The following is a 26,589-nucleotide window of genomic DNA, read 5'->3' on the forward strand; positions in this document are numbered from 1 at the left end:
AGCCGTTCCGCCGGCGAGTGCCGGCCGAGGGCGCCCGGAGAATGAAGGCCCGCCACCGCGTGAAGCAATGACGGGCCTCGATCTCTCAGTGAGCCCTGCGACCTATGCCCGGACGGAGCGACTGAGCCTCTGGTCCGGCCCGGCTTCCTCCTCGTTCGACTCCCACTCAGGCCGGAAGTCGGGGTGTGCGGCGTATGCCGCAACAAGGTGGCGGAGCGGGAACGCAGTCGCAGAGAGCGCAATCATGGCGGGACCGTGAACCATGAAGTCGTCGTGTTCTGCGTCCTGCTGCATCCGCTCCACGAAGCCCAGGACACCTCGTTTGGCGGCGACATCGGCGAGAACCCGGGCCTTCAGCCCTGCGGTGTCCTCGGCCGCGCCGGGCTTCACGGCCTGTGCTGCAGCTTCGTCCTCGTCAATACGAGCCTGGAGGAAGTTCGTCAGGCCCGCGACTTCATCATTTCTCATCGGTGGTGCCCCCTCGGTTCATAGCTGAAGGGAGCATCATGCCGGACAGGTCTGCTTCTGCAACGTCACCCGAGGGGGGCACGGTCACCTCGGCTCCATGGACCGCTCGGAGAAAGACCTTGCCGGCTCGAGGCGACCTGCTCGGAGTTGGGCTCCTGTTCCATGAGCGCGAAAGGGCCCGCCACCGCGTGAAGGGGTGACAGGTCCTCGGTCTCTGTGCGGATCAGACAGGGGCGCCCGAAGGGCGAGTGCGCTGGCGTGTTGATCGAGACTGCGGCGGGAGAAGCATCATAGAGATGATCTATGACTGAGTACTAGTCTGCAGCTACGCCTATCGTCCGCACCTCTTCTGATGGACCGCTGATGTCTGTCTTCCTGTTTCCTCAGCGGATATCCACGTACCAGTCCGTGCTGCGGCTCAAGAAGCGGTATCCCACCCATTCCTGGGCGAGCCGTTTTCCCTCGGCGAGGAGGCGGATGACTTCACCTCGCTGCGTTGTGGGGAGCCAGTCTGCTAGTTCGGCGGCCTCCGCCAAGCTAGCTGGTGCTTCCTTTGCCGCGTGGGGGCGACCAAGGGCTAGAAGCGCTTCGTACAGCACCTTGGTCGGCTGTACGGGGGGAAGGCCCAGTCCCAGGGACGTGCGCGATGCGCTGAGCGGGATCCGTACGCCGCTAAGGTCCAAGTCGCCGAAGTAGCGGATCTCGGAGATGCGGTGTTCTGCAGTGATGGCCCGGACCGAGGCCCGGAAGGTGCCGCCCAGGCCCCAGGCGACGTAGCCAAGGCGGTGGTGGACGGGCAGGCACTCGACGATGGACCACCAGGTAGTCGAGTTCTCGACGACGAGCAGGATGTCGCCGGTGCCGACGCGGCGGTAGTGGCCGTCGGCCTCCTCCAAGGGGAAGGTCTCCGTGAGCAGCGGCGGCGGTGGACGGAAGGTCCTCAGGACGGTGTCGAGCCGTTCGGGGTCGGAGAAGAGGATTCCGGATTTCAACTCGTCGAATGTCTTCTCCGGCATGGGGAAGTCGGTCTCTGACCCGAAGGTCGCGAAGATCTCTAGGACCCGTTCGCGGATAGGCACAGCGAAGAGATCGGGGTCGCTCTTGAGCCACAGGTTGATGGCTATGTAGGCGGCTCGCTGCTTGGGGGTGGCTCGGCGCCACTGGTCCGCTAGCCAGTGCAGTTCGTGGTGCCAGCGAGGCATGGGTTCCTCGACGCGGGCCGGGCGTGCCTCGGGTAGGAGCCAGATCTTGACGGGTAGGGAGATCTTCTCGGGCGTTCGCTCTTGGAAGCCCTTGATCAGGCCGTGCCCTTCCAGGGTGTCCAGGCAGTGGACGAGTACAGCCTGCTCGAAGTCCCCCTCGGGGTTGCGGTTGCGGATGGCCTGGAACGCGGCCCATACGGCGTCCAGCGGGATCTGGATCTTTCCGCTGCTGCCGCGTCGGTTGTCCTTGGCCCACTGTCGCAGACGGGTGATGAGTTCGCGTTCGCGTCGCGGCAGTTTCACCTTCCTGGGCTGGGCCTCCTGCGTCATCGTCCGAGCTCCTGGGGGTCTTCGGCGTCGCGGGAGAAGACCCTCGCTGCCGAGAGGCGTCCCGTGCCGTCGGGGGGATCCAGCCGGTCTAGTCGGTTACGGATCCGTTCGTCCACGATCAGGTACTTGAGTGAGGCTCTCAGGTCGGCGTCGTTGCGCAGCCGGATGATCAAAGGGAACTGCCCCAGCGCGCTCTCGTCGAAGAGGCCCGTGGTGTAGATGAGCTGGACGCCAAGCGCCTCTGCAACGGATCGTTGCAGGTCGAGGAGGTAGTCGGCGTTGGCGCGGCCGATGGGGTTGTCGAGGAAGAGGACCCCGGCGTGACGGCTGCGCTTGCGGCCCTGATTGTTGGCCCGCAGCGACGCCATGGTGCAGTACAGCAGGATGGCGGCGGTGAGCTGCTGACCGCCGGAGAAGATCTTCTTGACCTTGGAGACCCGTACCCGCTCCGTACGGAGAACGATGTCGGGTTTGAGGACGAACACCTTGAACCCCTTGGGCACGGCGGCATGAACACCGCGCAGCAGCAGCGACAATCCGTCACGTTGCACTCTGCGCCCGTCCCCGGTACGGCCGACTGCGGCTTCGTCGACGACCTCGCCCATGCGCGCCGCGAGCAGTTCCTTCGTGAGCCGCTCGAAGGAGAACTGGAGGAACTCCTGTTCCGCCCAGTCGCCAAGGCTGCGGGGCAGTGTGGACACCCGCTGGGCCGAGCGAAGGATGGCCAGTGTCCGGTCGACCTCGCCCTTGAGATGGTCGATGATCACCTGGCGGTGGCGGCCGATCTGGTCCAGATCGTCGGCAAGGCTGCGCAGCCGTGCGGTGAGAGCGATACGCCAGCCAGGAGCTTGGGCGGTCACCTGCTCAGAGGGCAGGTTCAGGATCTGGCGTCGCACGGGAGTGGCCAGGGATTCGTACGTGTCCTTGGCCGCGTGCCTGGTCAACCGGTCGTTCGCGATGCGGAGGGTTCGCTCATGCTTGGTCAGGTTCTCCTGGGCGGCGTTCTTCGCCTGGTCGAGTCGGCGGTGCTCGCCGAGCGCGGCTGCGGAATCGCCCCCGTATGGTTCCGTCGCGGGTTCCTGGGGAGTGATGCTCTCCAGGGTGGTGGCGAGGACCGCGAGTTCCTTGGCCGCGTCCTTCGCGAGGCCGAGTCTCCGCTCGGCGCCTTCGTGCTGGGTACGTGATTCCTTCTCGAAGGTCGCTGCGGCCGCGTGCTCGGTGATGGCACGGGCCACCGCCTCCTGGGCGGCGATGATGTTGTGCGGCTGGGACGGCAACGGCATGGCAATCAGCCCGTCCCGCGCGAGCGGGCGCAGCTCGTGCTGACGCTCACGCAGCGTGCTTTCGCACTTCCCCTGTAGCAACTGCGCCTGCCCAGCAGCTTTTTCGGCCGCCTCCTGGGCGCGGACCGCACGCTGCCGAGCCTCCGCGCGGGTCACGGCGTCGGTGGCCTCCGGCGTCAGCAGGAGCCGATGGGCGTGATCCCGTGTGGTGTCGTCCAAGGCTGTGTACTCGGTGCGGGCGGCGGTCGCTTCCTTCTCCGCTCGGCCAAGGTCCCGGCGCAGTTCCTCCGGGACGTCTGCCTTCGCGTAGTTGTCGCAGGCCGTAGTGAAGGCACTGCGCAACAAAGGGATCGGCGTATGGGGAACTCCCTCGTCGAGGATAAGTTCCTGTACGCCAGGGATTCCCGCCCACTCCTTGTGTGCCTCGTCGGCGATCCTTCGCTGTTGTCCTGCCGCACCTTTGTATTCGGCGGCCAGGCGACGGTGCTCGGCGGCGTCGTTCTTCGCCTTCTCCGCCAGGTCGTTCTGGTGTCGCAGGGTCGCCTCGCCGACTTGCAGCGCGTCAGTCCACTGCGGCACCAGCGCCATCCTCTCCGCGAGGGCGGTGAGCCGGCGGCTCGCTTCACCCAGCCGTTCGAACTCGTCGTGTGCTGCGCGCTGGTTCCGGGAGTTCTCGGTGCGGCGCCTGATCAGAGCGGTGACGGTCCGTTGCCGGTCTGTCGTGAGCTTCTGGGCGGCGACGACCTCCTCCGTTGCCGGGGCGAGCAATTCACGCAGCCCAGCGAGTACACCGGCCGGATACTTCTCCTGCCACGCGATGATCCGCTGCCGGAGGACGTCGTCAGCACGCTTCGAGGCGGTCAGTCGATCGAGACGCCCGACACGCACGGCGTGCCGTTGCTCGATGGCTTGGTGCTCGGCCTCCGCGGCGTCGGGGTCGTGCAGGGCCGGGTGGAAAGGGAGGAAGAAGTCGGTTCCGCTTTCCTGGCCCGTGGCCAGGTCCTCGAACGCCTTCGTGGTCCCCACCGCGACGTATGCCGTGGCGCCGGGCGCCGTCCGGGCAAGAAGGTGACGGGCCTCGGCGAGCCGGTCGGGATTGTTGAGCAGAATCCCGCTGACGAGATGGGGCACCCGGGCTATGAACTCCTCCCGTTTCCGTTTGGGGTAGTCCGCGAGGTGCTCCCACCCCGGCCAGGCGTCGATGCCCTCGGCCAGGAGCAGCTGGCAGGCTTTGGTCACGAGGTCGGGCGGCGGCAGCAGACGGCCGTCGGCCAGGGCTAAGCGGGCCTGCTGGTCGCGGGCTTCCTCTACCCGCAGCGTGATCTGCTCCCGTTCGACCTCCGTGACCACCTCCCCGAGGCGGTTCGCCAGAGCCTGAGCGTCTCGTTTCAGATCCGGGGTTTCGCCGTCGAGGAGTTCCGTGAGCCGCGACTCGGACTCCAACTCGGCCTTGAGGCCTACGACCTGGTCGAGATCGGCCTGAATTCCTTCCGCCCGCCCGCGCACCGTCGCTTCGTCCTCTTTGGCCTTGTCCAGCTCCCCCTGCGCCGCGCTCTGTTCCGTCGAGAGGCTGTCCTCCTCTTCCTGGAGGGTCCGGATCTTGGTCTGGACGTCATCGAGAGCCCGGAGTGCGTCCTTCGCGGCCTGCGGTACGCCTTCGACGTTCCCCGCGAGCCCGGCCAACACGGCCTGCTCGGCGTCGGAACCGGCCCCCTGGATAAGCTGGTTGAGGTTGTCCGTCTCGCTTTGGGCACCGGCGGCGGCCTTCAGCGCTTCCTCGCGCTCACCACGAGCCTTGTCTTCCGCCTTCTCGTGTTCCTCCGCCTCGGCGTCTTCGCTCAGGGCCTGGGAACGCGCCGTACGCACCAGCGCCAAGAGACCGCCGGCGAATGCCCTGGCAGCGGCGTCCCTCTCCCGAAGGGCCGGACGCGCCTCTTCCTCGCCGGCGTTGACCAGGTCACGCAGCGCGCGCTCCTCGCCGGACTTTTCCTGATGGCGCAGGACAACCGCCGTAGCCTGCCATCCCGCCACAACGGCGTTCGCCTTCTTCCGTACGGAGATGGTCCGGTCGACGTCGGCCTCGGCGTTGGTCAGGTGCATAGCCGCAAGGGTGACCTGCTGTTCGGCCGCTGTCAGCCGCCACCGTTCGGCGAGATGAACAGCGGCGTCCAGATCCCCCTTCAGCCGCACAGCCTGCTCGTCCAGCTCCCTCAGCAGATTCTCGTCGTCCTGCACTCGGCGTTTCACACGGCTCGCGAAGTTCTCGAGGTCCCCCTGGGCCCGTGCGACGTCCTCGCGCGCGCCGTCCACTGCACGGGCGGCCTCGGTGAGCGGTTCGAGCATGTCCAATACCCGCTCCACGAACTCCTGCTCCAGCAGCAGCGTCTGGCGCTGGGCGAGCTTGTGCACGTGCTTCGCCACCAGTCCGGCCAGTTCGGCCAGACCGTCGTGCTGAGCCACTGCCTCCAGGAGGAAGTCGACGAAGCTCGCGTCGGAGTCGAGGTCGAAGGCCCGTACCGCCTCGCCCTCGTCCCTGTTCATCACTCGTTGGTACTGAAAGAGCTCGGAGTCGATGTCGAGCTTTCCCAGGAGCTCTGTCCAGGCGGTCTGGGTCTTCGGCCAGTTCAGCCCCAGCCGCGGGTCTTCGTCATGGAGGTCGTGCAGCTGCCTGCGGTAGGCGTCGAACGACAGGTAGCGGTTGTCGTCCGTGATCGGAAGGCTGTCCAGGGACAGCGATTCCTGCGGCAGGAAGTAGTACCAGCCCTCCTGGAGGTTGTCGGCGATCTGCGAAGCCGTCTGGTTCTTCCAGGCCATCACCTTGCCCGTGACGAGTACCTGCCCCGTCAGCGAGTGCGTCCACTCCAGGACAACATGTGAAACGTCCTGGGCCAGCACGTAGTCGCCGAGAAGACGCGGGTCGTTGGCTCCCTTCACCGGCCGCCAACCGGGCAGCAGAACGGAGAACACTAGTTTGAGAAGTACGGACTTGCCGCCGCCGTTCTCCAGGAAGACCACGCTCGCCGGTGACGGGCGCAGCGTCTGGGTCGCGGAGCCGAACAAGTCGTCCTGCTCGTGTGTGATTGGCTTCCCGACGCCGCTGAAGTCCAGGGTGACATCCTGGAAACGGGCGCCTGCGGGGCCGACCGAGCACAGCCGGATGCGGGACAGTTCGTAGTACATCGTGTGTCACGAATCCTCGGGCTCAGTGCAGCGTGTCGGGGCCGGCAAGACGGAGGGCGGCCGTGGAGTGCTGCTCGACGGAGGCGCCCAGGCGCAGCAGTTCGTCATATGCCTCGATCGCGGCCAGCTCCCGCACCTGTAGTTGGTAGCGACTCGTCGTGCGGTAGATCTTCCCTCGGCGCTCGGCGTCTTCCGACTCGATCAACATTCCCTGATCGACCAGGTATCGGAGTGCCTTGCCCACGATCGCCTCGGTCGTGGTGAGCGCGACACGGCCGTCCCCTGTCGAGCCGGCCTCGGGGCGACGCGGGTAGACACGCCATGCCCGTTCGAGTTCGCGGGCGTCGGTCACCGGGTCACTGTTCTCCTCGGCCTGAGCCACTCGCTCGGAGAGCTCCCTGCAGACATGGCGTACGAATCCGTCCACTGATGAGACGGTGGCCTGGCCCACGTAGTGATCGTCGGCCAGGTCCTCGGGCCGGGGGAAGCAGCGTGCGGCGATGGCGAGATGGGCGATGCCGTGCAGAATCCGCTCCGGCTCACGCTGATGGGTCTGCCGTGCCTGCCTGGCATAGTGCTCAAGCCTGGTCTCGAACGCCGAACCGGGCAGGGCTCCGAGGACGGTGCCGGCCTGTCTGGTGACGGCGATGACCCGCAGTCCCAGACCCGCCGCGCTATTGATCACCAACTGTTCGAAGACCGGTTCCTCGTCGTAGCGGCGGACAAGTGCCGCGTAGTCGGCGTCCCGATGGGGGCGCAGCCTGGGCCGGAACCCGTACGAGATCAGCCGCGTCGCTTCTTCGGCGTCGTGATCGCTGTACATGCCCAGACCATTGCTCATCGGTCGTCGCCCCCGTGGGTCCATGTGGTGTGTTCCGGTACCGGCTGGTCCGCGCCGGCTGGCTTGAGCCGTGCGGTGGTGAGGAGGAGGTCGTCACCCAGAAAGCTCTGGCTGTTCAGCTCGTTGTCGTCGCGTACGGCCAGCAGGACATGGTCGTCCCGGCGGCGCAGGGCCGTTCCGGTCTGTGGGCTGAAGGCGTGCAGTCCAAGGAGCGCGACAAGCTCGGGCAGCTCCGGGTCGAGGGCCGCGGCCTCGTCCAGCAGGCCGGACAGCGCCCGGACACGGTCCGGAAGATCGAGCAAGCTCTCCGCCAACTCCCACTGCCGGTCGGTGAAGCCTTTTTGCTCCTCCAAGGGGTGCAGTTCGGGATCAGGAACCTCGCCCGCGAACCGGCTGCGCTCCGGTGCTGGCCGGAGCAGTAGACAGACGAGGGCCGCCAGGTCCGGCACGTTCCGCGCGGTGGGCCCCACCGATTCGGTGAAGAAGCGGTCCGTCGGCCTGCCCGCGTCGGCGATCGCCAGATCGAGTACGGGCTTGAGTAGTTCCCCGAACAGGTCCGGAACCTGAGGCCGGAGCACGTGGGTGAACTGCTGACGGTCCTGCTGCTCCCGGAAGAAATCACGTGCGCCCATGAGAAAGGAATGGAGTTTCATGTGGCGCCGCACACAGTCGTCGACGATATCCACGAGTTCCGCCGCGCGGCGCTTGTACGCAGGGTCCTCGGCGTCGTCACGGGCTTCGGCCATGTTCGTGGAGATCGCCCGCTCGGCCCTGACCCGCTCCTCGACGTGCTCCAGCGCGGCATCGAGCAGCGTGGGAACCTTCTCCTGCCAGTCCACCGTCTGCACGTCGCGTTCGGTGGCCTCCAGTTGCGCTCGGATCATTTCCCCGCACTGGATGGTGCGGATACGGGCCTGTTCGGCCACCAGCTTGGCGTCTGCGAGCCGCCCCCGCTTGATCAGGTTCTCCAGTTTCACCTCGGCGGCGATCTGGGCGGATTCGACGTCCGTGTCCAGCGCTCCGACCAGGACGTTCAGCGCCTCGTCCGATGCACGCAGATACAGCTTTCCCTCATCGTCCCTGCGCTCCTCGATGAGCTTGAAGTCGAAGGTGTACACGCGATAGACGCCGTCGAGATCCAGGGATCCGTAGGGCCGGTGGAACGACCGTTCCACGTCCCCGAGATTGACCAGGCTCTCCAGCACCCACTCGGCGACCCTTGCGTGCTCCGCGGAAGACCGCTCGGGGGCCTGCAATGCGACAAAGCGCTGGACCCGCTCCAGGACGTGCTGGTGGTCGGCGCCTGTGTCGAAGTCCATGGCGATCGCGACCTGGTCGATCGTGTGCAGGGCGATCTCCGCCATCAGATAGACCTTTGCGTCGGCCCACTCCAGTCTCCCCTTGTGAGCGTCCAACTCGTGGAGCGGGACCGTACAGGCCAAGGCCTTTGCCCTGCGGCTGAGGCCTTCGTCGGCCCTGACTGCGGTCTCCCAGGTCTCATCTCGCACGAATGGCACACTAACCCTTCATAAGCATGTCATTCTCCAGTTTCTCTTGATGCCTCTCTGACCATCCTCTAGGTCCCATGCCCGATGATGTGGCCCAGGTTCATCAGCCCACGGTCTGGTGCAAATCGGCTCTTTCGGTACCTCGGTGGGCGCCATGGCCCGGGTAGGTCTGCACCTCCGCGAGCCAATGAGGGAGATCTCGGCAGCGGTGAAGCAGATGACCTTCGCCATCACGCCGACGGGAGAGTGGGCGGCCAAGGTCCGGGAGCTGAGGAGCAGTGCCATCGCTTGTCGCTGCCTCGCAGGACCTGGACCTTCGTGAAGGTCCAGGTCCTGCGTTGCCACGCTTGCCTGCTGCTTACACGTTCGCGGGTAGCTGTCGGCTGACTCGACCTGCGAGACCTGGCGACAGTCCTGACACGTCGAGTGCAGTATGGAGTCGGGTACCTTGGCAGTTGCCTTATCGGAGTTTGGCGGAGCCGAGGGGTAGCAACTGAGGCAACGCCTGGGATGCAGCGGAGGCGGTTGGTTCGAAGTAACCCGACTTCCGTCACCGCGAGCGGCGTTCACGCCTTCGCGCATGGATGAACCAGAAGACTGGCTCGACCAGCCGGTACGCGACGTCGGCAGCACACGATACGAAACCAAGCGAGGCTCCTCGGATAGTTCCTCATCGGTACTGACCGGGGTGTCACCCTGCTCGTTGGGGGTGCGAGCAGGCCGTGGAGCAACTCAGCTCTTGGTCAGAAACAGCCGGGGAACTCGGGAACGAGCAGAGGGTTCGGGAGCGGGTGACGCGTCCATCCGGTGTCACGGTCCCAGTGCAGCACGTGGGCGTCATCCAGCAGGGAACCGACCCAGACGCCTGTGATGCCGGTCGGTACGTTCGGAGGCCGCTGGGGCAGCAAGCCAGGGTCGGCAAGGCGGCACCATGCGGAAGAACGCATCCATGTGAGCCAGAAGAACACCTCACGGCGCGGCCGGTCGGACGCCGTGTTGAGCTTCGAGGCCAGGTCCTCGTGCAGCCCAAACTCGACGTTCAGCAGGTCCACCAGCTCCGTTGAACCATCAGCATCACCAATGGGGGGGCGGTTTCGCGGGAAGTGGGTTCTGCCAGGCCAGGGACCGTGCAAGGGCGATCCGCCCACTCACCTCCCGGCGGGCCAGTTCGTCCAGTTCGGCAGCAGTGTGGCGACCAGGAAACAGTGCCCGCGTCACCTCGGCCCACTTCCGTTCATCCTCGTCCCGACGCTCTTCCAGCACGGCGATGAGGCCCGGATCGAACGACCACTGCACCAGGCCCATCTGGGGTGGTTTCGGGACCGGAGAAGGCGGTGCGGGCTTCTCCTGCCGTAGGTTCTTCTCAGCCCTCTTGGCCCAGTGGTCCGGGTTGAAAGCCGGCATCTGGTCGTACCCCGTCAGCAGTCCGGCGCTGATGAAGCCGGTACCCGCTTCGCTGGGCACCGAACAGCCGAAGCTCACTCCAGCAGCACCCAGGATCCGGTACGGACATCCCTTTTCATGGACTGGCTGCTCGATACAGGCCGTGCCGGGGCCGAAGTTGGTCACTCCACGTCGTTCCAGTTCGGCCAGTGCCGGGCTGATGACGGTCAGGGCATCTTTGAAGCGGGGGGGGGGGCCCTCCTTGCGACCTCCGTAGGTTGCCTTCGCCGTGCTCTCGAAGACCACATGCCAGCCCAGACTCAACTCGGACTTTGGGCGCTCTTGCAAGTACGGTTCCCAGGAACGCCTGTTCTGCTCGGCGACACTGCTGGTGACCAGAGTGGTCTCAACCGCCAGATCACGGCCGCACATGAGGTCGTAGCGGCCGTTGCGGTCAGCCCGCACATCATGGAACTCACCACACAGAGGGCAACTGTCATACGGCTCAACGGTCTCACCGGTGCAAAACCAGAGGACGCCTGCTGTCCTCAGCTCCACGGGATCATTCGTTCGGGGCATGAGCCTGCTCCGTATCGGTGAGTGCATCCCAGGGAAACGCAAGCTGTTCTAGCGGCAGACGAGCCACCGTCTTGATCAAGTCGTCCCGGCAGTACCCGAGGCCCGCGGCGAGCAGGATCCGCACATGGTGATCCATGCTCTCGATCACCAACGAGGGCAGCTTGAGGGCTTCCGGGATGGCCCACGCGTCCCGCAGGAGGACATCCAGATCCGTGTCACCGACTGACAGATGGATATGCAATTCCCACGGAGGGACGGCCTGTAGAGGGCCCCGCACCGCTCGACTCCGCCGCGCGAGCAACCGGCGACCGACCAGTTCCAGGGCACGCAGCACGGCCATCTCAGCCACTGCCGCGACCACAGCCCCACGAGTGCTCTCGGCCATGATTTTCCTATCGGGTCCTTGAGGCGGGCTACGGCCGGAGAAACGGCACCAGCGGAGCAGGTGCCATCCCGGGAGATTCGAGCAGCTCCCACTGGCAGCCCGGCACCTTCTCGTCGAGATCGCGGAACGCCTGCCGCATCAACAGCAGAAGCAGCGCCGAGAGCGCACGGTCGGATGGTGACCAGGCGCGATCACGCAAGGCGTTCAGTACCATCAGCCCCGACGCCAGCGTCCGGCCCAGCAGCCACTCCAAGACCGCGCTACCAAGTTCCCCCGCCTCCAACTCGGCTTCAGCCCGAGCGCACAGATCCAGTGTCCAGTCCCGGGCCGCTTGGGCAGCTGCCCAAGCGGCCCGTAGATCGTCCAGCGGCATGGTCTCCGCCAACCGCGCCAGTGTGTCGCGGGCATCGCCATCAGCGATGGTTGTCATCCCGCCGTCAGCGGGGAAGACCGGCTCCGCAGCCGGAACGTCCTCCACCGTGTACTCGGCCAGGGCCGCCACAGGATTACCCCACCCTTCCGGCTGCACCGTCCGCAGCACATCCCCAACCCCCTGCGGTGTGACAGCCGCGCCTCCGCGCAGCACCATGGACACCGCGACCGCGCTCGCCTCGCCGCCGGACAGCCCCGAGGGCTCCGGGTTCCGGTCCAACTCATCCAGCTCCGGCGGCGGCCAGACCACTCCCTTACTGCTCAGGTGACGTGCGATGCCCCGATCGAGGCGACGAGCCCGTTCGGGAATCAGCGTGGCGCGGTGCCCCGACGCAACCACCTCGTCGGCGACACGCTCCGCCCACTCGTCCTCGTCCGTCCCGGCGTCCGGCCCACCCTCGGCGAAGCCGGCACCCGGAATCCGAGCCGCCCTACCGAACGCCTTCCGCACGGCTTCCTCCGGAACCGGCAGCCCCTCATCGAACAGAGCCAGCGCCAGGTCGGACGGCCGGGCACCCCGCCGGGCCAGACGGGCGAGCGCGACCACCAGAACGAACGCCTCCTCCCGCGGAACCGACCCACTCCCACGCCCCCGACCGAGCGACCGCACCACGTTCCCCGGCAGCAGACCCGCCCGCCGCCACACCTCAAGCCGCTTCACGGACACCACATAGCCGTGCTCCCGCGCGTGGTCGATGAGCTGTTGATCAGCGGGGCTCGGAGCACTCCTGGAAGGCATGCCGCGAGGCTACTCAACCTCTCAGTCCGCGGCGGGCCCTTTTGGAGACCCCCCACCTTGACGGGGTACAGCAGCGCCGCGCCTGGTGCCCTGGGGAAACCGTCGGAGCGCACAGCCCCGGCAACGAATCAGGAGGACGCGATGCCCATCATCACTCTGCTCCCGCCGCTGACCTGCAGCCCCGCCGCCTGGGCGGTGGTCACGCTTCTCTGTATCTGGACCGCGGCGTATGTCGTCATCGTCAGCGTCGCCCTGCTCCATCCCCGCCGCTCCCGCAGGAAGGAAGCCCGCAAGATCCTGGACCGCCGCCTCCTTGTTCCCAGGGCTCTGTAACCTCTCGGCCGTTCTGCCCGGCGAGCATCTTCAGAAGAAGCGTCCGGGGGCGCAGGACGCCTGAGGGGAATCTCCTAGCACTGGCTGCCATGCCTGACGACGCGGCTCTCCACCTCAACGTGCGGTCGCCTCCTATGTCACGCTCCGGCCCGGGGAGTCGGCCGCCGTCTCGCGAGGAATGAACAGAACTGGCCCGCAGTCCAGTGCGCTGCCGGTAACGTCGCATCATGTCGTTCAGCGACGGCCCGAGTGTGGCCGAAGTGGAAAAAGGGGCGCTGATCTATGGGTAAGTCAGCACGGGTACTGGGCTGGGAGTTCGGTCGAACGGCTCGCGAAATGAATGCGCTCCTCAAGGAGCACGGCTACCTGGACGGAAACCCCGGCGCTTATGGGCTCACCGAGAAGGGGCAGCAGTACGCGGAGGAGCAGTACCACTCGCGTGGCACAGGCGGTTACGCGCAATACAACCCAAGCTGGGAAACTCGCACCTGGAGCGACGAGACTGCAGCGGCACTCAAGGCTGACATGCAAGTCAACCCTGGAGGCTTCGACCTAGGAAGCTCTTCCGCGAAAGAGGAGGACCATTTCGGGTGCGAGCCCTTCGTGGACTGCAGCAGCAGTGGTGATGACGACAGCCCCGCGCCCAGTTGGAAAGAGTTGGCTATCGGCGGAGCCGTGGTAGGCGCTCTTCTCATTGCTCCTCATGCCAAGCCCTTGTGGAACAACAAGGTGAAACCTGCTGCGAAAAAGCTGCGAGACAGATTGGCGAAACAGGAGTCGGCCGAGTCCACCGACTCCTGACGCTCTTTCGTGGTGGGCCGCACGGGGTCGGCGGCCCATACCGCGCTCTGCGGCTATGGGTGGGCAGCGTGGTGGTCCGAGTGTCGTCTCGGGTGGTCGCCGGCTCCCGCTACTCCGACGGGAATGCTGTTGCTGTAGGAAGGGGGAATCCGGTGGTCAGACTGGGCCGGGAAGCTGAGCGCGTCGTTCGAGTGCGGTGGTGACGCAGCCCTTCCGGGACATGCCGAAGAGGCGGTGATTCGACGTTTGCCAGTAGGCACGAGTTGCCGGGGCATATAGAGACTGAGACACAGTCCGCCGGGCTCCCAGCGGGCCTGGCAGGTCAACGCGAGCATCGGCGCCATTGTCAGGAGGTCGAGTGCGATCTGCACGATCTCGAGCCAGACGCGGTTGTGGGCGGTGTGCCTCAGGGGCAGCTTCCGCTGGTCGGTGGAACGAGTGGCCTGGCTGCGGCCTCCTGGCCGGGGCCCGCAGCCAGTGACGAAGTTCGAGTTCGCGCCTGGCCACCTGCTCCGATCAGAACCGGGTCCTGTGAGCCGGACGGCGCGGGGCCGCGCGGCGATCATTGAGCTATTTGCATCGCCGGAGGTGGGTGCCTACATTGGTGGCCGTGACCGCGTGATGAGCTCGGGCCCACGGTGCTTGAAGCGCCCAGACGGTGCCCCGGCCTCTCTCGGATCGATCTCGTCGAAGAGGTGATCGGGGGGCCACCGATAACGTCGCGACTGATCGCTTCCGGGCCCCTTCGGCCCCGTCAGGCCACGAGGGGTGCCGACTGTAGGTGGGAAGTCCGGCCACGCCAAACGAGGCTGCCTGCCCCTACCTGCCAGCGGATCGCTGGCAGCCGCGCTGCCGCCCGCCACAACGACCTCGCAGAGTGGGCTGGCATACGTGGAGAGTGCTTGATGTCATGACCACGAGGCGGGGACCGATATGGCCGCTGTCATCGTCCCGGCGGCGTCGGCCACGCGGTCCCGTCGACTGCCGCGTCGAGGAGATCGCCGAGCCGATGCCAGGCGCCCGGACCGGCGTGGGACATGGGGCTCGCTGCGAACCGCTGCCACGCCGCGTCATTGTCTCCGAGCGCCTCGGTGACGTAGGCGGCGACGACGGCGTGAGTGGTGTCGTAGCGCGGGCCGCGGGCCTTCAGTACTGACCAGGCAGGCAGCAGCCGGAGTAGCTCCGGAGGGCACTTGGGCCGGCCCAGCATGATCTCGGCCCAGCGTCCGCGTAGGTCGGGTCCGCCGCCCAGGCGCCTGCGCAGGTGCAGCGTGAGGGCGAGCAGTGCCTGCTGCGGGGCGGAGTGGCGGGCCAGTACGGCGTCGAAGGTAAGGGTCTTTCGATAGGAGCGGGCGGCGAAGGAGAGCAGGGCCTCCTCGACGAGCGTGTCGTTGCCCGTGTGCCGCTCCAGGTACGCGACGAGAACGTCCTCGTCGACGTCGGCCAATGTCTTGAATCTGATGCCTTGTGGGTCGCCGAGGGAGGCTGTGCGTCGGCCTGGCAAGGCGGGAACGGGATCGGTGACTAGCGGAATGATGCTGTCGATCAGTTCCTTGGCCCGCCGCTTCTCCTCCCATGCGGAATGGCCGGAGGGGTAGCCGCACGCACCGGTCCGGGCGGACAGGGCCCGCTGGGCCTCCTGCACCACGAGACGCGCCTTCTGCCGCGCCTCCTCCGGGACTTCGGGGAGATGCACGAGGAGGGCCTGCAACCAGCCGAGATCGCGCACGACCGGATGGCGCGAGTCGGGGTCCGGCTCCCAGAGGCTGAGGGCGGTGAGGCAGACGGTCGCGAACCGGGTGCCGAGGGCGGCGACGAGTTCCTGGGACGCCAGCCATTCCCGGGGGCGGCCGAAGCGCTGGGCCTCGCCGGGGTTGAGGAGGAACCGCCAGGATCCTTTGCCGGCCCGCTCCACCCAGGCGACAGCGGAGCGGCAGATTACGTCCTGGAGGTACCCGGACTGCATCTCCTCGTCGACGAATCGCTCCACGTAGTCCCGCTCCTCCTGGGACGCGGTCGCCAGTTCTTCGGCGTAGCGCTCCTGCGCCTGCATGGGCGTTAGCCCGTCCCGGCAAGCCCGGAAGATCCGGGTGAGGAGGACCGCTCGCTCGAAGGACTCCAGGTCGTGTGCGGCGACTTCCTCCAACAATGCCGGTTCGACGTGCCACGGCACGGAGCCGAGCAGGTGCTCGCGCACCACACGATCGGCGGCGGGGTGCCGCGCGGACCAGGCCAGCAGGCGGCGGTGATGCCTGGTCTGAGCCCGGAGGATGCCGGTCCACATGCTGTCCCATGCGTCGGATGCGGCACGGTGGCGGTCCATCCACGCATCGACGTCCTCTTTGCCGTCGTGCTTGTCCGGCCCGAACGGGAGGCAGTCCAGGGCTGCGACGAACACGTCCTCGTGCAGGCCGTGTTCACCGAGTACGAGCTGGGCGGGCGTCGGAGCCGTCAGCAGCTCGGGGGTGATGGTCAGGCCCGTTGTCGAGCGGCGGTGGAGCTCAGCGACGGTGGCGTGGATGAGCTCCACCGCCGCTCCGGCCAAGTGCACCGAGCCGCGTCTCAGTGCACGCCTGCAGAATCCGTGCCCTGTATGTATCCGGGCAAGCCGGGTGAGAGAGGGCGATGCGGGTCAAGTCCATGCGGGCGGTCGTCATGTGCGGCAGCGGTTCGCGATTGAGATCGCTCTCCACCGCCGTGGTCAACAGCCACTCGGGCGCCGACTGTGCGAGCGGTCCCGTGAGCAGGGCCATGAGTAGGCCGTCGCGGTCCGTGCCCTGGGGTGCCGTGCGTATCGCCTCGACAACCATGCGTGTGGGCGGGGAGTCGTCGGACACCTGCGTGATGACCGTACGCAGGAACTCGAAAGGGAGAGACGTACGCAACGCCGCCGCGGCCATCGGACTCCAATCTCCAACACCGCGCCCCTGGCCTCTGGTCGGAACTACTCGGGCGTCGAGGGTGTCGAGCAGAGGCCGGAAGCGGGTGATCTCGTTGGTCTTCTCACCGACGTCCATCTGGGCCAGGACCAGTACGTTCACGTGGTCGCAGGCGGCCAGGAGGTGGATCTTCCGTCCCTTCGCGCGGGCCGCACCCCGCAGCGAATTCCCGTCGACCGCGAGCCCTCGCAGCTCTTGTCCCCTGGTCTGCCGGTCCGCGAGCCAGGCTCCGACCGCCCGGTTCAGGGCGTCCGCGTCGATTCTGGCGAGCAGTCGCCGGATCGTGGATTCCGCGGGCCAGGACCGTTTCGGAACCAGCGGGGCGACGGCCGTGCCGAGATGTTCGAGCAGGGCCGGCGGTGCGTCGGCGACCCATTCACTCACCGCGAGCAGGGATCGCGCTCCGGCGAGGACCGCGCAGGACGTCAGTGCCAGGAGCGTCACGAGAGGGTGCCTTATTCCCCGCGGATCCCGCGGGTCCGGGACCTGCGCGAGGCGTTCCAGCAGAGTCGGAAGATCGCTCCTGGACACTTCCGGATGCGGTCTGAGCTGTTCAAAGGCGGGGGAGGTCAGGGATGATGCGTCGGCAGGCACGGGCAGTCCAAGGTCACAGAGCGTAGAGAACTCCATGATCGCGGACGTCCGTGCCTGCTGTGTACCGAACCCCGCCCAACATGACGAGACGTCAGCAACCGAGCGTCACCCGACTACGCCGAAGGACCGAAGAGGGCGCGGTAGTACGCGACTTCCGGTTCGCGCTTCATCCAGATGTTGCCGGTTGGGGTCTCTCCGTTGTTCCGTTGTCGGACCATCCGGTTGGCTTCCGCTGCGCTCTTCGAGAAGCACGACGAATGGATCGCCTTACCGCGCCGCCACCTCCCCGAAGGTGATATGGGTGATATCTGCCGTAAACTCTCTTTTAGTTCCTCCGCGCTACCCAACGCACCGCAATGCAACCGCCGGTTGATCCCCAACAGCATGACGAGGGACACTACCTGGCGGATGCGTGTTCCCGGCCGAGTGGCACTCGCTTCGACATCCTCCCGTGCAGGTCGTCGGAGGCCATCTACCCAAAGATTACTGGGCAGTTGACCTCAGGGTTTCGTGATAGCGTTCTTGTTCGGAGGGACAATGCAACCTGAAAGGGAAATCGTGAACACGGAGAAGATCGCCGCTCGCCGCCTCTCGCTGGAAGAGGTGACGAAGCTCGGCGTGAAAGACAGGCTTTTCATTTCCGCTGACACGGCAGAACTCAAGCTTCCCGACTGCTATGTCCCTGCTTTTCTGACCAAGTCCGGTGAGGATTTCGAGGGCGGCTCGATCACGGCGAGAACCGTATTTCAGGAAGAGGTCTCCTGGCTTCCCGACGACGAGAATGAAGCCGGAATCTACTTGGCCGACGAGAACGGCTCGGCGACCATCGAGGTCCTCCAGTCCGCCGGTGTCGTGCTGGACCTGGCACTTTTCGTCCCTAGTGGGGACAAGGGGGCCCTCACGGCCCTTTACGCTGCGGCCCGGCAGGCCTTCGGTGCCGACGTCGTGCAGATCTGGCGCCAGGGCCTCAAGGAGGTTCCCGACGTGAAGGTCGACATCTTCGAGGAGCAGATTCCTCGGGGGCGCAAGGGGAGCGACAGCCCCAAGCGTGACCGTCGCGCGATCGACACCTACCCCACCCGTGCGGACTTCATCGAGTTCTCCGCGGGGTGGAAGCCGGTTGTCGAGATTCACCGGCCGATTGTTGACGACACCCCGACCATCTGAGGCGGCGTTACCTCTCGGTCTCGGCCTGAGAGGACGCCGAGAACGCATGCGCCGGCCCCGGTCGACCCCTGAGCGGCCCAGGGGGCCGTCGGAAAATAACTTACGAACGCTGAAGCGCCGTTCCATTCTATGACCTCGCGAGACAGCCCGCCTGACCAAGATCAAGCCTGAAGTTATTCTGCGACCGCCCTCAGGGCTTCGGTGTAGTCGAGTGAGGTCCGCTTCGTGCTCAGGTGAGGCCGAGGAGCGTGAGGGGGCGGCGGGCGTCACGCGCATTGCGGCGACGGCCGGAAACGATGTTCTTCGCGCCGTTCAGTCGCAGGGCGCCGACCGCGAGGTTGCGCCAGGTCGCCATAGCGCGGGGTGCGCTGTCGGTCCGCCACCGCGCACGCGGTCAGGTCGAGGACGGCGGCCAGCGCGTGCCGCGCTCCTCGTAGCCGGATGATCTGCTATCAGCCCGAACGCCCAGCCCAGCCGCTCATCCCATGCACGAGCGTCGTCCGCATCTGCACCCGTTTCTTCAGCCACGCAGGGGTCATCCCCCGGCACCGTCGGCTGGCTCCGCCCGACGGTGCGCGGAGATGCAGGCCACCCTCGGCCTCACCCGACAGAGCAATCAGGGCCTTTCTTTTGGTCCAGCACTCGGAGCGACCGAGGCAAGTTGTGATCGCCGCCTCGATACCGGTCGGCGCGTGACACGGTCTAGGGTGCTCGGACTTGCCGAGGGCCAACCCCGCATGCGTGGGGACCACGACTGTGGTCCTGTCCTCGGCTTGCCCCCGCAGCCTGTGACGTAGCCAGAGCTTGGCGATCGGTGGGCAGTGACCGTGGTGAAGTATGTGATCCCTATGCCTTCCGAGTCGGTAGTTGAATTGATCACCAGCGTTGTCAGGTCGCAGCAGGGCACCTACCAGTTCGGGTTACGGGTACGGGCCGGAGCAGCCGCCGAGGCTCCGCAACGTCGGGGGCGTACCTAAAGGTGCCCAGCTGACTCTGACGCGTTGGTCAGCTGAGAGGGTCGATGGCTTCCCTTGAGGCCCTCGCCGGCCGGGGGCATCCCGGGGACTCTGCAGGGACTTTCACGTCTGTCCCGGGGAGATCCCAGGGACTTTCCGCCGGGTAAGCAGGGAAGGCCCTGACAGCTCTGAAAGGTACGAACGCGCTGTTCAGGGCCCACAACCTCAGCACTCGATGATGTTCATCGCCAGCCCGCCCCGGGCGGTCTCCTTGTACTTGAGGTGCACGTGAGGCGCCTCGGATCCGACAGGTGTCACCGAGTATCGTGCGGGTTGCCTTAACGGAGGTTGGCGGACACCAACGTCGACAATGTCAACCGTCAGGTGCGGTTGAGCTTCCTCGGCTAGCGAGCGTTGACCGTGAGGGTTCTGGGCGAAGTCAAAACATGTTCTGGTGATGAGGGCGGTCTCAGCCGGTCAATGCATCACCCGCGAGCCACGCCGGCGCGACCGCGGTTCGCTGAGGGAACGGCTTGCGGGCGTGGTTGACCGAGATCGCGACGCGATGGATGCGGCACACGCCTTCGCCGGGGCCGGCCGGCCGCCCCCGCGCTCTGTGGCAGAGCACGTGGGCCGCCTGCAAAGCGGCGCAAGAAGCCGATTCACCCGCTGCGGGTGACGCGTCACGAGCGGCGAGTCAGGAGGACGGCGCTGCGTTCCTTCGCCCCCCCCGCGAGCGCCCATCAGGTGAACACATTCTCGGTGCGGCGGCGCATGCGACCGCGCGGAAGCGCTGGCATTCGGCGTAGCACAGCCTGTCCATGCGGGGTCACCGTCTTCTCGGTGAGCCGACCGAGGATCGCGAACAGGTGGCCGAGGCCGCGCCGTCCACCCTTCGCGCTGGTCCCCAGGCTCGTGGGCCGGCTGTGGCGGGGCCGAGCGGAATAGTCGGTGCGGGTGGGTGGGGGCCGTAAGCGATCCGGCGAGGGGGCAAGAAAGAGCAACCAGCGGTGCCTACGGACGGCTGCGACCACCACGGTCGTCCGCTGTTTCTCACTGCTTGCGGGTGAACCACGACGCCACGCCCTCGTACCGACCGAAACTGGACGATTGTGCCCGCTATTGTCCGTTCTTGTGCCATTGAGCTGTGCGTTTGTGAACCTCAAGCCCGGCGTCGGAAAGACGACGAGTGCTGTGTGGCTGGCCCACGCGCTTCATGAGTCGGGGCTGTCGCCGCTGCTGGTCGACGGTGACCCAGCCTCTTCCGCGCTGCGCTGGAGCGAGCTGGCCGGTGGCTTTCCGTTTCCGGTGATCGCCCTGCCGGTGGGGGATGTCCACCGGCGCGTGAACGACTTCCTCGGCAACCGGCAGGCCGTCGTGCTCGATGCGCCCCAGCTGGAGGACCATCCCCGCATTACCCGCAGCATCATGAGGTACGCCGGCGAGTGGATCGTGCCCGTGACCCCCGCCCCCATCGAACTGGACCGGATGGCACCCATCCTCGGAGAGATGGCGGACGTGCAGTCCCTGCGTGCCGAGCCGGCCCGCACGGCGGTCTTGCTCAATCGCACCAACCGTCCGGATGCCACGCGCACCGGGCCCGATGCCGATGCTCGTGAGGCACTTACCGAGCGGGGTTTCGAGGTGCTGGACACCCAGATCGCGCGGCTCGACCTGTACGCCCAGTCATTCGGGAACCCGGTCCAGGCCAAGGGGTCGGCGTACATGGACTTCGCGGAGGAACTGATCAAGCGTCAGGATGAGGCATGAGTCAGCGCAAGGAAAGCTACCGCGCGGCATTGCAGCGCGGACAGGACGTTGCCGCACCCCGGTCCACCAAAGTCACCACGCTACAGAGCAGATACCTCCGGGTGACCGTCGAGGTGGATCCCGACCTGCGAGGCGATCTGACGCGATGGGTGGCATGGCCGGTCTCCTCGGTAGTGGCCGCCGGCACGACCGTCCTGCGTACCCTGGCCGCCACCGTCGGCATGGTGTCTCGGCCCGGAGGCTAGGCTGGCTGGCCCCGCCCCTCAGTTACATCTCCCGACGACGAGCCCGGCTGCCTCGGGGGCGTCGGCCAGGCTCAGCCTCTTTCTGGGGCCCTGGCCCCGCCAGGGGGTCCTGGCTCCGGCATGGAGCCTGTGGAGCGGGCCTGTCCGGTAGTCCGCTACAGGCGTGGGGTGCGCGCCTCGATCCGGTGGTCGAAGGCGGCACGGCCGACGCCGACCGTGGTCACCCCGCCGTCGACGGTGAGGACGGCCCCGTTGACGTAGGACGCGGCGGGCGACAGTAGCCAGTCGATCGCCTCCTCGGCGACCTCTTCCGGATCACCCGGCCGCCCGGCGGGAGTCAGCCCCTCCGACGGAGTGGCAGCGGCGAGCGTGGCCTGGCCGTGTCTCGCCAATTCGACAGTGCAGCGGACTGCTCGGTGATGTGGGAGGGCCACCAGCAAGTGTGTGATCACCGTCCAGCGGGCACGGAAGATTGCTGCGAGAACTGCCAGGATGAGTACGGCGATCAGCAGCATCCGCACCCGCCCGGGGGTCGGTCATGGGTGCAGGGTGCCCCGGCTGATGACGATGCGCATGAGTACCCGCACTCAACTCTGGTCCGGTGGAGCGGCAGGTGAGGGGGGACCTCTTCAAGTGATCGTCTCAGAACGAGATCCACTGTGCCTTAACGGAGTTTCGCGGACACCAACGTCGACAATGTCAACCGTCAGATCCGACTGAGCTTCCTGGGCTGACCAAGATCGTCCTGGGGGTGGCCGCGCGCTTACCCCACCCGCCCGAGCAGCCCGGAGAGGGCGCCAGCCATGCGCCGCTGGAGGTCGGAGAGCCCGCCGCCCGGCTCGTCGACGGCGCCGGTTCCGCTGTCGTCCGGCGCCGTCCCCGCCGTCTCCGCACCGGGCCCGGGTCGGCGTGGATGTCGGCCGCAACAAGCCCGGCGCAGGCATGTAGGCGAGATGGATGCGACGGTGCTGGAACGTGGGCGGCAAAGACCGCCATGGTCAGAGGGCGAGTGGACGGTGACCCCTACACGGTCCCGGAAGCCCACCGCACCCACCTCGTGACCACCATCGTGATCAACACCCCGCGCTCTTTGTCGCCGAGGCCGACTCACACGATCTGCACACGGAACCGGTGACACAACTCGATCCCACCAGCACCGCCACCAAGCTCTGGCCCGAGCCCCGAGAGTTCGACCGGCCGCTCGCTCCCGTACTCGCCCTCGACCACATCGACGCCATCAGCGGCCGGCTCCCATCTCTTCCCGGCAACGCCATGCGCTGATACCTCCGCGCGACCACCCCAGAGGCGGACTTCTGTGGAAGGCCCCGCCGCATGCCCTTGGGCGGCGACTGCTCTCGGCGAAGCGGGAGTGCCCGTCGCATCGGCCGTAGGACGGCCATGTACCCGGGGTACGCATGTTCGCTTAATCTGGGTGTGCCGGGTGGTCCTGACAAGAGGCCGTACCCGCAAGGCCCCTGGACGCAGGAACGTTCTGCGTCGTGCTGGGGAACCAGTGCCGCTTCGACACGCATGCAGGGACGGACCAGCAGATGCAGGTGAGGTATGAGACCAGCCTCGTGCCCTTTGCGAGCCCGCTGGGGCGGGAATCGCGACATCGGGTGACAGGAGAAGTACTCCACGGCGAGGGCCCGGCTTGGCGGGCGAGCCGTCGTGGATAAGGTCGCGCTCACAGCTGCCGGTCTCTACGCCATCGTCCTGCTGCGTGCCGGAGGGACCTTCGCCGTCGGCTGGCTCGCCGGGGCCGGTGCCAGGCGTGGCAGGCTCGCGGAGCGGATCTCCACGCCCAAGTTCCGACGCGCCGAGCGGGCGATTCAGCGGTGGGGCGCACCGGTGGTGGCCGCCTCCTTCCTGACCATCGGATTCCAGACCGCTGCCAACTTCCTCGCGGGGAGTATGCACATGCCGCTGTCGCGCTACCTCCCCGCACTGTTCGTGGGCGGAGCGGGCTGGGCGCTGGCATACGCGACGGTCGGGATCGGCGCGCTGGAACTGCTGGCAAGGCTGTTTGCCGAGCAGACGGTGATCGGTGTGGGCGCGGTCACCGTGCTCCTCCTCGCGATGAGCGGCGTGATGGTGTACCGGCGTAGAAGAGCTGCCTCGACCAGCAGCAACCCTGTGGCCGACGAATCCTGAAAGGCCGCCCTCATATCGACTGCACGCCAGTCAAAGCTCTCCACCCGTGGTGTCCAGCGGCCCTGAGTCGACGACCTCGCCCATTGCCGAGCACCAGCGCGGGGACGCTTACCCGCTCATGCGCGTTGTGCGACCCGTGGCAGGAGTTGCTGTGCGAGCGATTCCCGTAGTGCCGCCGTCTGGGCAGAAATGCTGGCCGGTCCTTGACGACGACCCGGTGGTCCCCATGCCGATCGCTGGAAGGGTGAGTCCTCACGCATTGAGTGTCAGAGCGCTGAAGGGCGTGACGGAAGGGTGGGTGCGGGCAAGTCGGGCTTGGCTGATCTGTCTGACGAAGCCCCGCCGGAATGCTCCGGCGGGGCTTCTGTGGTGCGCGCGGGCCAAGGCGGTGCACAGCGGCCGGCGGGGGAACCGTGGTACTCAGGCTCTCCGCTTTCGCGTACGCGGAGTGGGGTCGGTCAAGGCAGGATCTCGACGTACCCGTCGGTTCCGTGCACGCGGATCCTCTGCCCGTCCCGGATCAGCCGGGTGGCCTGCTCCACGCCCACGATGGCCGGCAAGCCGTACTCCCGGGCGATCACTGCGCCATGGGTCATCAGGCCGCCCACCTCCGTCACCAGGCCCGCGATTCCGACGAACAGCGGCGACCAGCTGGGGTCCGTGAAGGGCGTGACCAGGATGTCGCCCGCTTCGAGATCGGCCTCCGCCATGTCAAGGATGACGCGGGCCCTTCCCTCGATGGTCCCGGCGGAAACCGGCAGGCCGACCAGGGCGCCGGCCGGCACGTCGTCGCGCCGGTACGCCCCGGTGACGGCCTCGCCCTCGGACGTGAGCACCCGGGGCGGTGTGAGCGCGTGGTACGACCGGAACGCCTCCTTGCGCCGCTGGATGAGCCGGCCATCCACCTGGTTCGAGCGCACGGCGTCATGGAACTCCTGGAACGTGAGGTAGAAGACGTCCTCCTTCTCAGGAAGCACGCCTGCCTGCACGAGGCGCTCGGCCTCCTCCAGCAGGGCCTGCTTGTAGACGAAGTAGCGGCTGACGATGCCGTACTTCGGGTACTCCCGGTACCCGATGAAGGTTCTGACCCGGTCGATCATCCGCTTGGCCTCGTCGGCTTTCCGGTCCCCGTCCGGCAGGGCCCGCAAGCGTGACAGCACCTCCTGTTCCTTCTTCTGCGCCTTCTGCCGCCCTTGCTCGAAGCGCCGCTCGGCGGCGCCCGGCTCGAAGTTCCTGACGTTGTCGAGGATCACGGGCACGAGCGTGGTGGGGCGCTCGCGCCAACGTGGTCTCGTGATGTCGATCTCGCCGACGCAGCGCATGCCGTACCGGTCGAGATAGGTCTCGATGGCGTCGCGCGCTTCGGTCCCGCCCGGGAGCTTCGCCAGCTCGTCCAGGAAGGCCGTGTTTTCGACGTACCCGACGTACCCGACGTCCTCGACGGCCCGCAGGAACGTCACCACCTCCGACAGCGGGCGGATCACGTCCGCGACGTCGAGCAGCGCCAGTCCCATCTCCGACGTGACGTTGTCGGGGGCGGACAGCGTGAGCGTGTCAGCCGCGTTCTTCTCGCCCAGCCACTCCTGCAGCTTGTCGTTGAGCCACCACGTGGCCTCCATCCCCGCCATGATCGCCTGCATGCTCAGCGGATCACTGAGGACTCGCTTGTGCTCCTCGAAGGCCTCCAGCAGGAAGTCGAACAGCGCCGGTCCGGTCTTCGTCCGGATGTCGCGCTCCAGGGCGGCGATGGACACCTGACTGCGCTCGATCAGCTCGGTGACGATGGCCGGATCGGTCTCGATGGGGGCGGACGCACCACCGGCCGGCGGCCCGCCGGGACCCGCGTCCGGGAGCGACGGGACGAAATCGTCACGGCCGAGGACGGTCTCCAGAGCGTCCCTGATCAGCGGATCGCCTCTCCCCATGACGTCCAGCAGGGCGGCGCGGCTCGCGGGCGAGGCCAGGCGCCGGGCGACGTCGACGAACAGCCTCCCGCCGGCCTCGTGCATCGGCACCATGGCCGTCAGCTGCCACATGGAGAATCCCAGCGGCTTCATGGGGTCGGTCATCATCTGCTGATGACCGACGGAGACGTAGACGTGATTCTCCTGGTCGCCGGTCTCGGGGATGGGGATGGGGAACAGCGTCGTGATCGGGCGGCTCTGAACGATCTGGAAGCCAACGCCGTCGTCTGCCAGACACCATTCGATGTCCTGCGGGCGGCCGAAGTGCGCTTCGATCCGCCGCCCGAGCTGTACGAGCTGCACGACCTGCGCATCCGTCAGCGCAGGCTGCTCCTGCCGCTGCGCGTCGATCGCCACTTCCTGGGTACCGCCGGCCGGCAGGGCGTGCACGGCACACTGTTTGGCGGCGATCGTCCTGGCGACGATTTCGCCGTCTCGCACCTTGAAGACGTCCGGGTTCACCAGGCCGGAGACCAGAGCCTCGCCGAGGCCGAAGCCGGCATCCACGGTGGCGACCTTCCGGTTGCCCGTGACGGGGTCGGCCGTGAACAGGATGCCGGCCGCTTGCGGGAAGACCATCTGCTGCACGACCACGGCCATCCGGACCGTACGGTGGTCGATGCCGTTCCGCTGGCGGTAGGTCACGGCCCGCTCGGTGAACAGCGAGGCCCAGCACCGGCTGATGTGCTGGAGGATCGCCGCCGGCCCCACGACGTTCAGGTACGTGTCCTGCTGGCCGGCGAAGGAGGCCGTCGGCAGGTCCTCTGCCGTCGCGCTGGACCGGACGGCGTAGGCGGCTTGCTCGCCGAGCCCGGCGAGCGCGCGGGTGATCGCCGCCGCGAGATCGCCCGGGATGGCGATCCCTTCGATGGTCCGGCGGATCTGCGCGCTGAGCGTGCGGATCGCCTCCCGGTCGTCCGGGTTCACGCGCGACAACTCATCGAGCCGATCGTCGATCGACGGCGCTTCCGCCATGATCCGCCGGAAGGCGTCCGTCGTCACACAAAAGCCCCCCGGCACGCGGATGCCTTCGATCCGCGACAGCCCGCCCAGGTGCGCGCCCTTGCCGCCGACGACCGCGACCTGCGTCTCGTCAACCTCTTGAAGATCCCACACGTACTGCTCGATCATCCCGCTACCTCCGAGGCAGTCGTGTTCCGTTGCACTGCGCCGACCGATCGGCTCACCGACGCCTCCAGCTCTGTCGAGCCTCTTGTCAGGCACGTCCTCGACGCCGGCCGCCCTCCCTCTGACGAGTCGGCCGACCGCTCCGCCCGGTCGGGCGGCGCGCACCCCCGCACCACCGCCCCGAGCGCTCGCGACCGCACTGTCAGTC

General features: G+C 66.9%; 21 protein-coding genes and 1 pseudogene. 7 read left to right on the forward strand and 15 right to left on the reverse strand.

Going from position 1 to position 26,589, the window contains the following annotated elements; all coding sequences use genetic code 11:
• Positions 1 to 102 precede the first annotated feature (102 nt).
• From K7C20_RS32190 to K7C20_RS32230, 9 genes are all read right to left on the reverse strand, one after another.
• Complete coding sequence (locus K7C20_RS32190) at positions 103 to 468, reverse strand: DUF6221 family protein (protein WP_030077687.1); 366 nt, start codon at positions 466 to 468, stop codon at positions 103 to 105.
• 383 nt (positions 469 to 851) lie between these two features.
• On the reverse strand, positions 852 to 2,000 hold the full coding sequence (locus K7C20_RS32195) for a Wadjet anti-phage system protein JetD domain-containing protein (RefSeq protein WP_245171112.1): 1,149 nt from the start codon (positions 1,998 to 2,000) through the stop codon (positions 852 to 854).
• Positions 1,997 to 6,463, reverse strand: coding sequence for a coiled-coil domain-containing protein (locus K7C20_RS32200; protein ID WP_030077683.1), 4,467 nt, complete (start codon positions 6,461 to 6,463; stop codon positions 1,997 to 1,999). The genes K7C20_RS32195 and K7C20_RS32200 overlap by 4 nt, the downstream gene beginning before the upstream one ends.
• A gap of 22 nt (positions 6,464 to 6,485) precedes the next feature.
• On the reverse strand, positions 6,486 to 7,304 hold the full coding sequence (locus K7C20_RS32205; protein ID WP_030077681.1) for a hypothetical protein: 819 nt from the start codon (positions 7,302 to 7,304) through the stop codon (positions 6,486 to 6,488).
• Positions 7,301 to 8,812 carry a hypothetical protein gene (locus K7C20_RS32210; protein ID WP_048828948.1) on the reverse strand — a complete coding sequence of 504 codons (1,512 nt, stop codon included), beginning with the start codon at positions 8,810 to 8,812 and terminating at the stop codon, positions 7,301 to 7,303. Before K7C20_RS32210 ends, K7C20_RS32205 begins: the two co-directional genes overlap by 4 nt.
• 743 nt (positions 8,813 to 9,555) lie before the next feature.
• Positions 9,556 to 9,864 (reverse strand): hypothetical protein, encoded by a 309-nt coding sequence (locus K7C20_RS32215; protein WP_030077677.1) that lies wholly within the window; start codon positions 9,862 to 9,864, stop codon positions 9,556 to 9,558.
• 22 nt (positions 9,865 to 9,886) lie between these two features.
• Positions 9,887 to 10,753 carry a hypothetical protein gene (locus tag K7C20_RS32220; RefSeq protein ID WP_150127208.1) on the reverse strand — a complete coding sequence of 289 codons (867 nt, stop codon included), beginning with the start codon at positions 10,751 to 10,753 and terminating at the stop codon, positions 9,887 to 9,889.
• A 4-nt stretch (positions 10,754 to 10,757) separates the two neighbouring features.
• Entirely contained in the window at positions 10,758 to 11,159 is a 402-nt protein-coding gene (locus K7C20_RS32225) for a hypothetical protein (protein ID WP_030077675.1), read from the reverse strand.
• Positions 11,160 to 11,187: 28 nt separating this feature from the next.
• On the reverse strand, positions 11,188 to 12,138 hold the full coding sequence (locus K7C20_RS32230; protein ID WP_150127209.1) for a hypothetical protein: 951 nt from the start codon (positions 12,136 to 12,138) through the stop codon (positions 11,188 to 11,190).
• Positions 12,139 to 12,471: 333 nt separating this feature from the next.
• Here K7C20_RS32230 and K7C20_RS32235 point away from each other — a divergent pair, with 333 nt between their 5' ends.
• The gene (locus K7C20_RS32235) at positions 12,472 to 12,663 is read left to right on the forward strand and encodes a hypothetical protein (protein ID WP_030077673.1); all 192 of its coding nucleotides are present in this window, start codon (positions 12,472 to 12,474) and stop codon (positions 12,661 to 12,663) included.
• Between the two features lie 282 nt (positions 12,664 to 12,945).
• Positions 12,946 to 13,464 (forward strand): hypothetical protein, encoded by a 519-nt coding sequence (locus K7C20_RS32240; protein WP_150127210.1) that lies wholly within the window; start codon positions 12,946 to 12,948, stop codon positions 13,462 to 13,464.
• 156 nt (positions 13,465 to 13,620) lie between these two features.
• Here K7C20_RS32240 and K7C20_RS39715 read toward each other — a convergent pair.
• From K7C20_RS39715 to K7C20_RS38590, 3 genes and pseudogenes are all read right to left on the reverse strand, one after another.
• A pseudogene (locus tag K7C20_RS39715) lies at positions 13,621 to 13,959 on the reverse strand (IS1380 family transposase); the annotation flags it as partial.
• Between the two features lie 448 nt (positions 13,960 to 14,407).
• The gene (locus tag K7C20_RS32245; RefSeq protein ID WP_150127211.1) at positions 14,408 to 15,994 is read right to left on the reverse strand and encodes a hypothetical protein; all 1,587 of its coding nucleotides are present in this window, start codon (positions 15,992 to 15,994) and stop codon (positions 14,408 to 14,410) included.
• Complete coding sequence (locus K7C20_RS38590; protein WP_280921993.1) at positions 15,966 to 17,033, reverse strand: transposase family protein; 1,068 nt, start codon at positions 17,031 to 17,033, stop codon at positions 15,966 to 15,968. The genes K7C20_RS32245 and K7C20_RS38590 overlap by 29 nt, the downstream gene beginning before the upstream one ends.
• 522 nt (positions 17,034 to 17,555) lie before the next feature.
• Here K7C20_RS38590 and K7C20_RS32255 point away from each other — a divergent pair.
• Positions 17,556 to 18,164, forward strand: a complete 609-nt coding sequence (locus K7C20_RS32255) for a hypothetical protein (protein WP_030077669.1) — start codon at positions 17,556 to 17,558, stop codon at positions 18,162 to 18,164.
• Between the two features lie 229 nt (positions 18,165 to 18,393).
• Here K7C20_RS32255 and K7C20_RS39100 read toward each other — a convergent pair whose 3' ends face one another.
• The gene (locus K7C20_RS39100; protein WP_280921994.1) at positions 18,394 to 18,519 is read right to left on the reverse strand and encodes a hypothetical protein; all 126 of its coding nucleotides are present in this window, start codon (positions 18,517 to 18,519) and stop codon (positions 18,394 to 18,396) included.
• Positions 18,520 to 20,275: 1,756 nt separating this feature from the next.
• Here K7C20_RS39100 and K7C20_RS32260 point away from each other — a divergent pair.
• Together K7C20_RS32260 and K7C20_RS32265 are read left to right on the forward strand one after the other, a co-directional pair.
• A complete protein-coding gene (locus tag K7C20_RS32260) occupies positions 20,276 to 20,890 on the forward strand; it encodes a ParA family protein (protein ID WP_078953151.1) in 615 nt (204 codons plus the stop codon).
• A complete protein-coding gene (locus K7C20_RS32265; protein ID WP_030077663.1) occupies positions 20,887 to 21,135 on the forward strand; it encodes a hypothetical protein in 249 nt (82 codons plus the stop codon). Before K7C20_RS32260 ends, K7C20_RS32265 begins: the two co-directional genes overlap by 4 nt.
• 155 nt (positions 21,136 to 21,290) lie before the next feature.
• Here the strand turns inward: K7C20_RS32265 and K7C20_RS39535 are convergent, their stop codons facing one another.
• On the reverse strand, positions 21,291 to 21,650 hold the full coding sequence (locus K7C20_RS39535; protein WP_053209154.1) for a DUF6234 family protein: 360 nt from the start codon (positions 21,648 to 21,650) through the stop codon (positions 21,291 to 21,293).
• 616 nt (positions 21,651 to 22,266) lie between these two features.
• On the opposite strand from K7C20_RS39535, the gene K7C20_RS32280 reads away from it, so the two are divergent.
• Positions 22,267 to 22,416, forward strand: a complete 150-nt coding sequence (locus K7C20_RS32280; RefSeq protein WP_160328709.1) for a hypothetical protein — start codon at positions 22,267 to 22,269, stop codon at positions 22,414 to 22,416.
• A 390-nt stretch (positions 22,417 to 22,806) separates the two neighbouring features.
• On the forward strand, positions 22,807 to 23,289 hold the full coding sequence (locus K7C20_RS32285) for a DedA family protein (protein WP_053209155.1): 483 nt from the start codon (positions 22,807 to 22,809) through the stop codon (positions 23,287 to 23,289).
• A gap of 458 nt (positions 23,290 to 23,747) precedes the next feature.
• On the opposite strand, the gene rph is transcribed toward K7C20_RS32285, so the two are convergent.
• A complete protein-coding gene (gene rph / locus K7C20_RS32290; RefSeq protein WP_053209156.1) occupies positions 23,748 to 26,384 on the reverse strand; it encodes a rifamycin-inactivating phosphotransferase in 2,637 nt (878 codons plus the stop codon).
• Positions 26,385 to 26,589: the final 205 nt, after the last annotated feature.

It is taken from the genome of Streptomyces decoyicus (assembly GCF_019880305.1).
GTDB lineage: Bacteria > Actinomycetota > Actinomycetes > Streptomycetales > Streptomycetaceae > Streptomyces > Streptomyces decoyicus.

Bases quoted from the DNA above. Each gene is read 5' to 3' on its own strand.
- K7C20_RS39100 (WP_280921994.1), bottom strand. From the start codon at position 18,519: ATGGCGACCTGGCGCAACCTCGCGGTCGGCGCCCTGCGACTGAACGGC.
- K7C20_RS32205 (WP_030077681.1), bottom strand. From the start codon at position 7,304: ATGAGCAATGGTCTGGGCATGTACAGCGATCACGACGCCGAAGAAGCG.
- K7C20_RS32265 (WP_030077663.1), top strand. From the start codon at position 20,887: ATGAGTCAGCGCAAGGAAAGCTACCGCGCGGCATTGCAGCGCGGACAG.
- K7C20_RS38590 (WP_280921993.1), bottom strand. From the start codon at position 17,033: ATGGAGTTCTCTACGCTCTGTGACCTTGGACTGCCCGTGCCTGCCGAC.
- rph (WP_053209156.1), bottom strand. From the start codon at position 26,384: ATGATCGAGCAGTACGTGTGGGATCTTCAAGAGGTTGACGAGACGCAG.
- K7C20_RS32225 (WP_030077675.1), bottom strand. From the start codon at position 11,159: ATGGCCGAGAGCACTCGTGGGGCTGTGGTCGCGGCAGTGGCTGAGATG.
- K7C20_RS32195 (WP_245171112.1), bottom strand. From the start codon at position 2,000: ATGACGCAGGAGGCCCAGCCCAGGAAGGTGAAACTGCCGCGACGCGAA.
- K7C20_RS32235 (WP_030077673.1), top strand. From the start codon at position 12,472: ATGCCCATCATCACTCTGCTCCCGCCGCTGACCTGCAGCCCCGCCGCC.
- K7C20_RS32200 (WP_030077683.1), bottom strand. From the start codon at position 6,463: ATGTACTACGAACTGTCCCGCATCCGGCTGTGCTCGGTCGGCCCCGCA.
- K7C20_RS32240 (WP_150127210.1), top strand. From the start codon at position 12,946: ATGGGTAAGTCAGCACGGGTACTGGGCTGGGAGTTCGGTCGAACGGCT.
- K7C20_RS39535 (WP_053209154.1), bottom strand. From the start codon at position 21,650: ATGCTGCTGATCGCCGTACTCATCCTGGCAGTTCTCGCAGCAATCTTC.
- K7C20_RS32190 (WP_030077687.1), bottom strand. From the start codon at position 468: ATGAGAAATGATGAAGTCGCGGGCCTGACGAACTTCCTCCAGGCTCGT.